At 71.3% G+C, this 13733-nt stretch carries 7 protein-coding genes; all 7 read right to left on the reverse strand.

Annotation, left to right across the window (positions count from 1 at the left end; genetic code table 11):
• Nucleotides 1–3: 3 nt before the first annotated feature.
• On the reverse strand, nt 4–1614 hold the full coding sequence (locus ACFHWU_RS01205; RefSeq protein WP_416589620.1) for a protein kinase domain-containing protein: 1611 nt from the start codon (nt 1612–1614) through the stop codon (nt 4–6).
• 236 nt (nt 1615–1850) lie between these two features.
• Nucleotides 1851–4472, reverse strand: coding sequence for a hypothetical protein (locus ACFHWU_RS01210; RefSeq protein WP_416589621.1), 2622 nt, complete (start codon nt 4470–4472; stop codon nt 1851–1853).
• A gap of 81 nt (nt 4473–4553) precedes the next feature.
• On the reverse strand, nt 4554–4871 hold the full coding sequence (locus tag ACFHWU_RS01215; protein ID WP_416551666.1) for a YbaB/EbfC family nucleoid-associated protein: 318 nt from the start codon (nt 4869–4871) through the stop codon (nt 4554–4556).
• A gap of 11 nt (nt 4872–4882) precedes the next feature.
• Nucleotides 4883–8200 carry a right-handed parallel beta-helix repeat-containing protein gene (locus ACFHWU_RS01220; protein ID WP_416551664.1) on the reverse strand — a complete coding sequence of 1106 codons (3318 nt, stop codon included), beginning with the start codon at nt 8198–8200 and terminating at the stop codon, nt 4883–4885.
• A 7-nt stretch (nt 8201–8207) separates the two neighbouring features.
• Entirely contained in the window at nt 8208–10955 is a 2748-nt protein-coding gene (locus ACFHWU_RS01225) for a hypothetical protein (protein WP_416589622.1), read from the reverse strand.
• Between the two features lie 6 nt (nt 10956–10961).
• The gene (eccB, locus tag ACFHWU_RS01230) at nt 10962–12317 is read right to left on the reverse strand and encodes a type VII secretion protein EccB (RefSeq protein WP_416569097.1); all 1356 of its coding nucleotides are present in this window, start codon (nt 12315–12317) and stop codon (nt 10962–10964) included.
• Nucleotides 12318–12322: 5 nt separating this feature from the next.
• A complete protein-coding gene (gene eccD / locus ACFHWU_RS01235) occupies nt 12323–13732 on the reverse strand; it encodes a type VII secretion integral membrane protein EccD (RefSeq protein WP_416589623.1) in 1410 nt (469 codons plus the stop codon).
• Between the last annotated feature and the right edge of the window lies 1 nt (nt 13733).

Raw genomic sequence — 13733 nt, forward strand, 5'->3', positions numbered from 1 at the left:
CGTTCAGCGTACCTCCACTTCATACAACGAGTAGCCGTAGTCACCGGAGCGTCGGGTCGCGTACATCCGGACGAAACGACCGGGCGTCCCTCCGGCAGCGATGACGGCGTCACCGCCCTGGCCGCTGGCTGTGCTGTACACCGTCGTCCAGCTGTCTCCGTCGAGGGACACCTCGACGCGGTAGCTGACGGCGTACGACCTCTCCCAACGGAGGACGATCTCGTGAATCTGCCACTGGCCACCCAGGTCCACCGTCAACCACTGGACGTCGCTGAAGGCGCTGCCCCACCGGGTGGCGAGGTCACCGTCGACGGCGTTGGCCGCCGCCTGCACCGCGCCCTCGGCGCTGGAGGCGCTGACCGGTCGACCGAGAGCCAGGTTACGGCCGGTCGGGTTCGCGGCGGCCGGTACGGCGGCGCCGGTCGACGGTGGCTTCTCCGAGGCCGCGGCCTGGCCGCCCTGGGGCCGGGCGTCGGGCGTCCGGTCGGGCGGCGCGGGCTGTTGGCTGGAAACGGCTGAGGGGTACGGGGCACCTGTCGTCGCCGCCGCGCTGGCCCCGCTGGCTGCGGAGGCCGGGGCGGGGGGCGCCGCGTGGCTGGTCTGTGGTGTGGTAGCTGTCTGCCGGCGGGCGTCGGTACCTTCCGCCGCGTAGTTCGCCACCGCCACCGCCATCGCGACCGCCGCCGCGGCTACCAACGCACCGACCCTCACTCGTCGGCGGCCGGTCGGCCGGCGCGCCGGCACCGGGGAGGTTTCCGGCGCGGTGTCGCGCTCGCCGGCGGCCGGTGGCTCCGGTTCAAGCGACCGGTCCAGCAGCATGGCGATGAGTTCCTGGGCTGTCGGCCGGTCGACCGGTTCCTTCGACAGCGCGCGTGACAACGGCTCCCGCAACGAGGCGGGTATCCCGTCGAGGTCCGGCGGCTGGGTCAGGATGCGCCCCGCTGTCGCGGATGGGGAGTCGCCGTGGAACGGTGTACGTCCCGTGCCGGCGTAGGCGATCACGCAGCCCCACGCGAAGATGTCCGCCGCAGCGGTCACCGGGGTGCCCGGTTCCCCGGAGAATCGTTCGGGTGCCATGTACGCCACCGTGCCGACCATGACGTCCGGTCGAGTGTGCGCGCTGGTCGCGTCGGCCGGCCGGGCGATGCCGAAGTCGATCACCTTGGGGCTGCCTGGCGGCAGCAGGACGTTGTCCGGTTTGAGGTCGCGGTGGACGACGCCAGCGCCGTGGATGCCAGCCAGCGCGGTCGCGACCCCCACCGCCAGCGAGTGCAGGGCTCCGCCCTGCATCGGCCCGCGCTCGAGGACCACTTCCTCCAGGCTCGGCCCGTCGACGTATTCGACGACCAGGTACGGCGGGTCGTGGTCGAGGTTGGCGTCGACGAACTCCGCGGTGCAGAACGGAGGCACCTGCCGTGCCCGTTCGACTTCGCTGCGGAACCGGCCGATGAATTCCAGATCGGACGCGAGGGCGGCGTGGATCAACTTCACCGCCACGTAGGTGCCGTCGTCACGCTCAGCAAGGTACACGACGCCCATTCCGCCCACGCCGAGTCGACCGACGAGCAGGTAGTTGTCCAACCGCTCGGGATCGGTCGAGCTCAGCGGGCTCACGCGGTACGCAGTGTCCACAACGCCTCTTTCAACCTGGTCGCGACCGTGCGCGACCGGACAATGTCGTCTACCTCCGGTATATCAGGTATTCAGCCAATCCTGCCGAACCGCGGCCTGCACCGCGTCGGGCGGCGGCCGTAGGTGGACTCACGGCGCGCCTTCGCCGCGCGCCGTGCGCCCACAGCTGCCCGGCCGACCTGACCGGGCACCGTCCTGATCGGATCATCTGGCCGGGATCAGATCGTTCCCGGCAGGATGGCGAACCGGGTGCCCGCAGCGCCGAGAGGTGTCCGGCGACCGGCGGTCGCCCACTGCTCGACGCTGCGGTACAGGGAGTTCAGCGCGAGATCGTCGAACGGTCCGCGCCCGCGGGTCGGCTCGTCGGCAGACAGTTCCCGCAGCAGTACGCGGCCGGGTTCGGCATCGATCGGCTCCGTCGCCTCCAGCACCTTGAAGCGGGTGCCGGGCAGGAAGAGCACCCGGGCCTCGACCCGCTGGTCGTCCGCCGGCTCCAACAGTTGGGTACGGCGGGCCGTCATCGACCAGACCAGCACGTCCACCGCGCCGGGCAGGGACACCGGCGGCTCGACCAACGCGTGCGTGAACGCCCAGTTCGTCAGCACACTCCTGGCCCGTATCTCGGCGAAGGCGTCCCCGGTGAGTGTGGCCGTGGCGCAGGTCGCTCCCCGGTGCGACGGCAACCGGCTGACTCCAGCGGCGACGCAGCGTGCGAACGAGACCGCCCCGCCACTGTCTCCCTTCCGCAGGGCGTCATCCACGTCAATCCCGTACCCGGACAGATACAGACGAACGGCGACCGCGTCGGTCAGCGCGTCGTCGTACGGGTGCAGCCGGGGGTGTTCGGACAAGATCCGGGCGACCGTGCTGGCGGCGGCGTCGAACTGCGGGCCGAAGCGTTCGCGGAGCCAGGTCCGCTCGACGTCGAGGCCACGCGAGGTGGGCAGGCCCGATGCCTGCGGCGCCGGGGGTGTCTGGAAGAGCACGGCGGGCCGGGCGAGGGTGGCCGTCCCGATTGGCGCGACAGCGTCGGTACCGGCTATCCCGGACGGCGCCGCACCGCTATCACCCGGCCCAGGCGGCGCACCAGCGGTGCCACCGCCTGGTCGCGCCTCCGTGGGTGCCGCTTCCGTGGCCGCCAGGGAACTGCCGTCGGCGGCGGATTCGACGGGAACCGGGGGTGGCAGGCGGAGCACGGGTGCCGCGACGATGGTCCGGGTGGGAGCATCGCCGGAGCTGGTCTGGGTCCAGAGCGGCGTGTCGACGGTGACGCCCGGCTCGCCGCCCGCAGCACCGCTGGCGGCGGGTCGCGGGCTGTTGCGGGCGACCATCGGCCCCGCCGCACCCGCCGCACCCGCCGCACCCGCCGGCTCCGGCGCGGTCCGGCCGCTGGCCGGGGCGGTCGGACTCAGCCGTCCACCGGCCGGACGAGCCGACCCGGAACCGAGCAGGGTGGCACCGAGGGTCGTCGGAGCGGTCGTCTCGACCGGTAGTGCAGCGGTTTCGGTCTCGTTCAAGGCGAGATCCGCCGTGGTGAAGCGGTAGGTGAGCCCGTCCTCATCGACCACGGCGGCGGAGGGGCCGCGCCCGCTCACCGCTACGGCCGAGGCGAGTTGAAGCGCACTGCGGGCGCGGGTGGCCGGATCCAGCCGGGCGGCCAGGTCCTCGGCGAGTTCGCGTAGGCGGGCGACCCGGGACGGATCGGCGTCGTCGACGATCAGGGCGTGGCTCGCCGGGTCGGCTGGGCGGGCACGGATCCGGCCGGCGTGCCGTGGCTCGTCGGTGGCGCGGACCCAGAGCCCGGACTGGACGACCTCCACGACCGCGTCGTCCGCGTACCGGAACGTGCGGGGACCGACGGGGGTGCCGAGCAGTGCTGGCGCCTCGTGGTACATGATGCGCGCCGGCGCGGCCGGCCCGGCCGGTCGGCTCCGTGGACGGTAGCCGAGTTCGTGGACGAGCAGTCGCCAACCGAGCCGGCCGTCCCGGGTCACGGTGTGCATCTGACGCCGTTCCGGTCGGCCCACAGGTATGCCGGTGAAGCACGCGACCGGTGTCTCCAGCAGGTCGGCCAGCCGTTGGCCGATCGACTCGCCGACGGGGACCTGGACCGGGCCGTACTGGACGAACCGCGCGTACGGTCGGTGCGTGGGCGCGAGCCCGCGCCAGAAGCGGGCAATGTCGTCGAGGGCCAGGGGCGGCGTGCCGGGACAGCCCAGGACCACTGTCATCGCCTGCCGCTGACAGGGCACCGAGGCGACCAGCCATCGCCAGCGCTCGCTGACCACGAGCGCGTCCCGGGTGTCCCGAAGCCACACCCCGGCGGGGATGGGCTCGGCCGCGCCGACCGCGCTGGTCGTCGAGAACTCGGCGGCACCGTCGTCCCAGGGCGGGGCGGGATACCGCTTTGACTGCCTCATCGGTGGACGTCCGGGTCGGTAGCGCACCCAACCGCTGGCCTGCCCCGAATGGGCGAAAAGGGTACCGTCCGACCCCCGGAACACACGCCCGTGCGGGGTGACGACCGTACGGCGCAGCCGGTCGCAAAGCCACTGGGCGGCGAGAGCGGCGGTGTCCTGGTTCGTGCCGCAGACCACGAGCCGGATACCGCGTCGACGCCACCGCAGCGTCGCGGCCACCGACTTCCAGATTCCCACCGGAAGATCGTCGTGCAGGTCGAGGACGACGATCTCGTTGTCGGGATCGTCGGCGATTGCCATCGCCACCGCCCGAGCCGACGAACTGATCCGTTCCCGGGCATGCAGAACCAGAGCGTTTCCGACGGTGTGCCGGAAGACCGTGACCGACGGCTGCCCGCGCAGAGAGCCAACGACGTCCACTCGGCTGCCTCTTCCTCGCAGCGCGCGGCGACCAGCCGGCTGCGATGATCGGGACCGGCGGGCCGGCAAGGCCCCACCCGGTCAGTGCACGTTGATCTCGATCGCGCCCATCTTTTCCCCCGCGAGCGCGGCGGCGTTCGCTCCGGCGGCCCTGATCGACTGGACGATCGCATCCTGCAGACCGGTCAGGTCACGCCTGTCGAAGACCGCTGGGCTGACCCGGACCGCTTTGACCTGGCCGAGGCCGCTGGCCAGCACCACGACCGTGCCGTCGACGGAACGACCGGTCACGAGGGCCTGCCCGAGCTCGGCCTGCGCGGCGCGCATCCGCTGCTCGAACGCCCGGCCCGCCGCGACCATGTCCTCGAGGGTGGGCCGCTGCTGCTGCGGTTCCGACATGATGACTCCTCTCAGCCGACCGCCGCGAGGCCGCCGGAACGGCGGGCGCTCAGGGCGTCCGGGTGGTGGCGGGCGGCCAGTCCGTGCAGGTCGGCCAGCGCGAGGGTACGGGACCCGGTGGCCCGGGTCAGTGCTCGCGAGAGCTGGTGGGCGGCGTGGACCGTACGGTCCGGAAGTCGTTCGACGAGCCCGGTCAGCGCGGCCCGTACGTCCTCGGGGACGTGGTGTCCGTGTCGCACGAGGTGCCGTACGACGATCTCGGCGAGTTCGGCGACGTCGTACTCGGGGATCGTCCACCGTTCACCGAACACGTCGGCGAGGCCGGGCAGCGCCGCGCCGAGGCGGGCTAGCGCCGACGGTTCACCGAGCAGGACCACCACGGGGTCGCCGAGGCTGGACCGCAGCTGCGCGACCAGCGACTCGACGGTCTCCTGGCCGTCGTCGAAATAGTCGACCACCAGCGTGCCCCCGGCGGCGTCGTGCAGCGCGGCCTGAGCCAGACTCATCGCCTGTCCGGGCCATTGCGGTGCCAGCTGGTCGGCGGTGGACACCCGTACCAGGTGTCCGACCGGTACCAGACCCAACTCGGACAGCCCGGCGGCGTAGTGGCGGGCGATCTCGCCGCGACCGCTGCCGGACGGGCCGGCGAGCAGGACGTTGCCGTGCCGCCCCGGTGCCCGGCGACGGTTGCGCAGTTCGCAGAGACGCAGCAGGGTCGCACCGACCGCGTCGCGGACCTCGGAGGCGCCGACCAGCCCGCAGATCCGCCGCCAGGTCTGTGATCTGTCGACGGCACCGGCCGGGTCGCTGCTCGCGTCGGCCGGCTCGCGCTGCTCGACCGGCAGCTCCTCCAACAGTTGCAGCTCGGCGGCGAGGTCGTCGGCGACCAGCCGGTTGAGTTCGGTGTCCTTCGTCGGCGGCGTCATGGCGAGCCGGGACGCCTGATTGTTGATCATCGCCTCGAAGAGTTTGCGGGCGACTCGGCCGTTGCCGAACGTGGCGTTCCTCGGCACCCGCTCGAAGTACGTTGTCAGGGCGTCGATCGCGTCGTCGGTCAGTTCGTAGTAGTGCTTGCGGCACAGGTTCGAGGTGATGGTGACCAGTTCCTCGACCGAGTAGTTCGGGAACTCGATCGTCCGGGTGAACCGGGAGGCGAGCCCAGGGTTCGAGGCGAGGAAGCTCTCCATGAGTTCCGAGTACCCCGCGACGATCACCACCAAGTCGTCACGGTGGTCCTCCATGATCTTCATCAGAGCGTCGATGGCCTCCTGGCCGAAGTCCGGGCCGGAGCCGCCGGAGCCGGCCGACAAGGTGTACGCCTCGTCGATGAAGAGCACTCCGCCGATCGCCTTGGTCACCAGCTCGGTGGTCTTGATCGCCGTCGAGCCGATGTACTGGCCGACCAGATCCGCCCTGGCCGCCTCGATCATGTGCCCCTTGGCGAGGATGCCCAGCTCCGCCAGGACCGAACCGTAGAGTCGGGCGACCGTGGTCTTGCCGGTGCCGGGTGGGCCGGCGAAGACCAGATGCCGACTCATCGGCGGCATCGGCAGGCCCATCTGTTGCCGGACCTGCGCCATCCGGATCAGATTGATCAGCGCGTTGACCTCCTGCTTCACCCCGCGCAGGCCGATCAACCCGTTGAGCTCGCGGAGCGGTCCGCTCAGCTCTCCCGCCATCGCCGGCTCCTGCCCGGCCGGGTCGGCCGACCGCTCGGCGGCGTTCCCGGCTGGGGGCGCCGACGGCGAGACGCCAGCCATGTCCCTGGCCGCCCCGTCCGTGGTCAGCGACATCACGGCCACCTGCGCATCGGCGACCCGGCGGAGATCCTCGTCGCCGCTGCCCCGAACCACACACCGGGTGATCGACACCGGGTCGGCGGTCTCCACCTCGATCCCGGCCGCACCGCTGCCCAGCACCTCGCAATCAGTGAAGCTGCCTTCAGAGCCGCGTTCGAGCCGGATACCCGCCCGACGGGCACCGCGCACCCGGACCTGGCTCGCGGTCACCGTGCCGGCCGCACCCACCCACAGACCATCGCCGCTGGCGCCTACCAGCTCGGTGTCGCGCAGCCGCAGATCCCCGCTGCCGGTCACTTGGAGTCCCGCGCCACGCAGCTCGGCCGACTGCAGGGAGAGAACGCACGAGGAACCGACCGCCACAGCGCTGGACGCCGTACCGGTGAACCGTGCCTCGCGGATCGTCGCCCGAGCCGACTCGCGAAGCTCGAGGGCGTTGGCACCGCTGGCGTCGATCGTAAGGTCCACGCCGTTGACCTCGGCTCCGTCGCGCACCAGCAGTCCGACGCCAGCGGCAACGGTGGCGCGTAGCCGGCGCACGGTCATCGACGCTCCGTCCGCGACGACCACGGCGTGCTCGCTGCTGCCCCGCACCGTCATCGTCTCGAAGCTCGGTGCGCTGTTCGACTCGACGGTCACGCCGACCGGGGACTCGGCGAAGATGCAGTCCTTGAACACCGGTCTGGCCTCGCCGGTGACATGCGCGGCGCTTCGTCCCGCCGGGCCGAACGAACAGTGCTCGAACCTCGGTGCGGCGCCACCGGCTATGTGCACGGCCTGCAGGGCCGCGCCGGTGAAATGGGAGTGGGTGACGAGCACGTCGACCTCGCCGCGGATGAAAACGTCGACGTTGCTGCTCCGCTCGACGCGGAGTCCGCTGATCCGAGCCTGGCCCCGCTGCTCCACAACCAGCGCGGGTTTTCCGGCCCCGACGATGTCGAACCGCTCGACGATGATCCGTCCGTCGCCGTTGACACAGACGCTGTTCGCCCCCGTGCGCTCCGCACGGCAACGGCGCAGGGTCACCGAACCCTGGTCGCTGACCACGATGCCGGAGGTGGCAACGTCCCGGACCACGGTGTCCTCGACCGTGCTGGGGCGCGGCGAGGTGACCACGATCCCGGCCCCTGCGGCGGAGGTGATCTCGCAGTGGCGAAGCGCCAGCGAACCTTCCAGCCGGGCCAGCAGGGTCACCCAGGCAGCTCCGTCGATACGGCAGTCGTCCAACGCCGCCTCTCCGGAGTAGACGTCGACCGCAGCCAGCTTGGGGTCGCCGCTCGACAGTGAGATGCCGCGTAGATGGGCCCCTTCACCATGGATCGCGAGAACGCTACCCTCCTCCACCGCGACCTCGACCCGGCCGCCCTGTTCGGCGACGATCGTGATCCGGTTGCCGACGACCAGCTTCTCGACGTACCGCCCGGCGTGCACCATGATGGTGGCACCCGGCTCGGCGCGGGCAATAGCCGCGCCGATCGTCGGGAGCGCGCCGGGCCGGCTGCCCCCGACCGTCAGGACCTGTCGACTCATCGCCAGGTCACCTCCCCTCTTCGGACGGTGGCCGCAGGAGACCGGGCAGGGTGCCGAAGCGACCGGTCGACGCCTGGCCGACTCGTCTGCGGCCGTCGGTGCTGTTCCATCGCTCGAGGCTGCGGCGCATCGACGTGACGGCAAGTTCGTCGAGCGACATCCGGTTCGGGTCGACGCGGCCGTTCTCGTCGACCTCGTTGGTACCGAGCTCACGCAGCAGGATGCTGCCGCGATGCCCCCCACCCGGCTCCCTCAGCTCAAGAATCCTGAAGTGGCTGCCGGGCAGGAAGACGACCCGGTCGTCGACGTGGTCGTCGCCCTCCGGCTCCAACAACGCGGTACGGCGGGCGGTCATCGACCAGATCAGCAAATCGGTGTCGCCGTTCTGCCCGGCGCAGGGCGCGGTCAGCATCGTGACGAAGCTCCAGTCACTGACGATGTTCCGCTCGCGGTACATCGCCCATTCCTCGGCGAGCGGGCTCAACCGGGCGATGGTGCTGCCGCGGAAGGACGGCAACCGGGACAGCCCGGAGACGGCGCAGCGGGCGAACGGCACGTGCGGACCGTTCGCGCCGGTACGCAGGCCGGCGTCGACGCCCGCCCCCCGGGCAGCGAGAAACAGCCGGGCCGCGACGGAGTCGACGAGAACGTCGTCCGGGGTGCCGGCGCCACCGGACTTCATACCGGGATGCTCCGACATGATGCGCGAGACCGAGCTGGCCATGACGTCGAAGTCCCGGCTCAACGAACGACGCAGCCAGGCCCGTTCCTCGGCGATGCCGCGCCGGGGCAGCAAAGCCGCAGAGTCCGCCCCCGCCACGGGTTGCAGCCGGATAACGGGGGGCGCCGACACCGGGGCGGATTCCTCCGCGTCGGCCAGCCGCACCGCGGTGGTGACGGGTGAGTCCACCCGGGCGGCATCCGGTGCCCGTACGGACCCGTCAACACCGGCAGGCCCGTCAACACCATCGGACCCGTCAACGCCAGCAGGCCCGACACCCGGATCGGGTACGTCGATCGACGACTCGGTCGGTATCTGGATCGGAGCTGGTGGGGGCGGTGGGGAAAGGTCGATCGCCGGGGTCCCCGACGGCTGGTCCGGCGCAGCTGGTCGCGGCGCGCCGGACACCTCGGCGACCGGCTCGAGCGCTGACGGGGTACCCGACCCGACACGCTCCTCGGCCGGCAGGGCGGGCGAGGCGACGAGCGGCTCCGGCATCGGCCGGGCAATCCGCCGAGTCGGCGACGTCGGCAGTGCGCATCCCAGGGCGGCCTCCACCACCGATGGCGCCGATTCCGGGGCGGCCTCCACCACCGACGGCGCGGCACCCGAAGCAGCTTCCGCCGGCGGCGGCGCGATCGCGACCACGGTGGTCACCGCGATCGGGTGCGGCCGGGGAGCGATCACCGTCGGTTCCGCACCGCTCGGCTGCCGATCGCCCGGCCGGTCCGGTGCCGACGTCAGAACCGCCTGGGCACGGCCGGCCGGCCGGAGCTCCGGCACCAGCACGGACGCCGCCACCAGGTCGGTGACCTGGCCCAGGTTCCCGTCGACCCGAGCGGTCAGATCCTCGGCCAGCTCACGCATCCGGGCCGCCTGACCCGCCTCGGTGTCGTCGAACACCATCATCGCGCTCGCGGGGTCGAGCGCCGATCCTCGAATCCGTTCCGCGTTGCCCGGCTCGTCCACCGGGCGGACCCACAGCCCGGCCTCGACCACCTCGACGACGGCATCCGGCGCGTACCAGTAGACCCGGGGACCGATCTCCTCGGCGTCGGGTAGCGGTCCGCGGTGGCTCAGCACGACAGGACGGCGGGCGCGTGAGTTCGGATGCGCCCGAGGCACATAGCCGAGCTCCAGAGCGTACGGTGGCCAGCCGAGCACGCCATCGGCGCGTACAGTCCGGATCTCGACCTTGCCGGGAGCACCGATCGGGACTCCCGAGTAGCAGACGACGTTGGTGCCCAGCAGATCGGCGAGAGTCTGGCCGAACGATTCACCGGCTGGCATCCGCACGTCGCCGTACCGGACGAAACGGGTGCGGAGTTGACTCTCCACGTCCAGCTCGCGCCAGAACCTGACGACGTCGTCGAGTGCCAGCGGCGCGGTACCCGGGCAGCCCAGAAGCACGGTCATCGTTTCCGGCTGGCACGGCACGTCGACGACGAGGCGACGGCGGTGCTCGTCGGTGACCTGCGGGACGCGGACATCGTGGATCCACACCCCGCCGGGCAGCGGCTCGATCTCCCCCGTCGAACTGGACGGCCGGCGCTCGGTCGCGGCAGCGTCCCACGACGGGGTCGGATAGCGTTTGGAATCCCAGGCCGGTGGCTTACCGGGGCGGAAGCGTACCCAGCCGCTACCAGGTTTGGAATGGATGAACAGCGCCCCCGCCGCGCCACGGACGAGGTCGCCGTCCGGTGCGATGACCGTACGGTTGAGCCGCTCGGACAGCCACTGCCCGGCCATCGCCGCCGTATCGTGCCGTTGCCCGCAGGTGACCAGTCGGATCCCGCGACGGCGGCGCGGCAGCACCCCCGCCATCGACTCCCACGAGTTGATCGACATTCCGCTGCCGAGGTCGAGAATCACCACGTCGTTGTCGGCGTCCGCCACGACCGAAAGTGCGAGATCCTGTGCCTCGCCGCTGATCTCGTCGCAGTGGTGCAGGACGAGCGCGTTGCCGACGGTGTGCCGCGCCACGTCACCGGGGTCGGATCGTCCGCCGCGCAACAGGTCTCTGATGGATGCCATGGACAGCTACCCCCTTGCCAGACTGAGGACGCCGGTACGGCTGAGCGCGGGCCCCTGGGGCAGGGCCGCCAGCAGCTCTCTCGGAAACGGGACGGCGGTCGCCGTACCGAGTCTGAGCGCGGCGAGCGTGTCCGAGCCGACGAGCCGGTGGGTCACGCCGTTGTCCGAAATCAGGGTGACCTCCGTACCCCCGTCGGCAGGAGGGTTCGGGGTCACCGTCATGCCGGACCCCGGCTCGACCAGCACGGTGGTCTCGCCGTCGGCACCGACCGCGGCCCAGCGCCGTTCGGTGAGGACGACTTCGCTGGTCACAGCCTCCGCACCGATCGGTCGTTGCCGTACGCAGAGCACCTGGTCGCCCGGGTCATGCCAGTGATGACCGGTCAGGTCGGGCAGCCGCCCGGTCAGCGTCCGGTCAGCGGAGCGGGGGGCCGAGGCGACGGTGGCCGCGTCGAGCTCCACCGCGGTGTCGCCGCCGCTGACCGTGGCGAGGACGAACTCCATCCGGTCGATCGGGGCCAGCCCGTCGGTACGGAGCACGAAGAGCTGTTCCTCGCCAGCGGCCGGACGCTGCCGGAAGAGGGTGCCTATCTGGTAGGCCCGGCCGCCGACCCGCAGGCCGGATCGCCCGGCACCGGGGATTTTCGCCGGCCCGAGGGTGACTCCGGTCGGCAGCCAGTCGAGCCACTCCGTCGGTGCCATCGGCACCCGGGCGTTCGTGGCACCGAGCGCGACCAGCACCGAGTCGTCCTGCACCGGAAACTTGTAGAAGTCGGCGAGCAGGTACAGCCCGCCCCTCGCGTCACGTACCAGCGCGAAGGTCCGCTCGGCCAGCGGTGTGGCCGGGGCGTGCGGGTCGAGGTTGACGCCGAGTCGCGAGCCAGGCTGGTCCACCACCGAGCCGGGCAGGCAGGCGAGCCAGGGACCAGCCGCCAGGGCGGCCGCGTCGGGTACGGTCTGCGGCGCGTCGGGGATACCGATCTCCGGCCCACGCGGCAGGTCCTTCAGCGAGTTCCCGGAGATCAGCTTCACCGTAGCCGATGGACCCTGCAGTAGCAGGGCGGAGGTCAGGTTCGCCGTCGGGTACAGCACGCCGGCCCGGTAGACGTACCGCGTCCCGCTCTCCTTCTCCACCAGGATCACGCCTGCCTGCAGGTACGCCTTGCTGCCGCCGGGCACGATCCAGCCGTACACGGCGAGTCCACCGCCGATCAACAGGACCAGAATGACCCCGATCACCAGTCCGGTCAGGGCCCGTTGACCTGGGACGCGCGCGCTGGTCGGATCCCCTTCGACGAGGGCCGAGCTGAGTCGCCCCATCATGAAGGTGTGGGCGTGGACGTGGTCGCGTTGGGTCTGCACGGCGGTTACCCGAACAGTCCGCGGGCCCAGGCGTAGATCCCGAGGATCTGCGCCAGGACCGGAAGTACGGCGACACCGGTGGTGACGTCGAAGAAGGTCGCCGAGTACTCCCAGAACGGCAGCATCCGCCGAGGCCAGGGACGCAACGCCGCCATCACCAGCGGCACCACCAGCACGACAAGCGAGCCGAGCAGGACCCAGAGCCCTGCCGGCGACAGCATCTCGGAGAGCTTCACGACGACCATGAGGTAGCCGACGGTACCGGCGACGACGAGGGCGATCCGTTGCCAGACGCCGAAAAAGGTACGCGAGCGCAACAGGATTGCACTCGCGACCACCAGCACGAAGGTCCAGCCAGCCCACCCGTTCTGGCGCATCGTGAGGTGGAACAGCACAGGCAGGACGACCGCCGAAGCGATCAACGCCACGGCGAGGTACGTGTCCGCGTCACCGGTACGCCCCCGGACCAGGCCGGGCGGGGCGGGCTCGATGTCGTAGGACATGTCTTCGCTGCTCTTCGGCAGCTGCGGGCCACGCAGCCGGGCGAGCTTCACGGCGATCCTAGGGGCCAGCACGATCAGGGCGAAGATCATCGTGACCGCCGTGGCCGCAGTACGTGGCACGCTCATGCCGCTGACCGCGCCCAGCAGCATGACCAGTACGGTGGCCAGACCCACCAGCCCGGCGGCGAGGACGGGACGGACCGGCAGGGACGGGGCGAAGGTCCGCTGGGCGACGAGCAGGAGCGCGGCGACTGTCGACAGGGCCACTGCGGCGGCAAGACCGGCTCCGGCGGACACCGCGAGATGACCCGGCGTGTCGTCGACCGCCTTCGAGGCGGCCAGGGCGGTGAAGCCGGCGGCGACGGCGCCAAAGAGCAGGGAGAACGCGCCGTCGGCCAGGCGCCGGCCACAGATCAGCGCAGCGGTGGTGAGCATCGCGCCGAGCACGCCCGCCGCGACCACCTGCGGCAGTTGCTGGTCGTGTCTGGTCAGCACCACGGCGGTGGCGGCCATCCCGACGGCCGCCAACGCCAGGAACAGGTTCCGGCGGTATTCGGGCTGCCATCGGTCGTCACGGCGGTTGACGGCGATGGCCACCCCGTCGGCGAGGTCGTCGAAATCGAGCTCGGGCAGGGGACTCTCGGCCGGCCGTAGGTGCAGCTCCTCTCCTTCCAACCAGTCGAGACTCTCCGGCGTACCGGTCAGTTCGAAGGGTGCCTGTCCGAGGCGCTGCAGGACCCATGCCCCTCCTGCGGTGCCCGCCTTGACGAGGTAGCCGGTGTCGGTGGTCCGCTCGACCAGCAGGGGCAACAGGGCGGCCACCGTGGTGGTGACCGGAATCGCCAGGTCGACTCGGCGAGCCGGGCCGATCACGGTGATCCGGCAGAGGTCGACGTTGAGTGTCGCGGTCACC

This window comes from Micromonospora sp. LOL_015, assembly GCF_048060275.1.
Lineage (GTDB): Bacteria > Actinomycetota > Actinomycetes > Mycobacteriales > Micromonosporaceae > Micromonospora_E.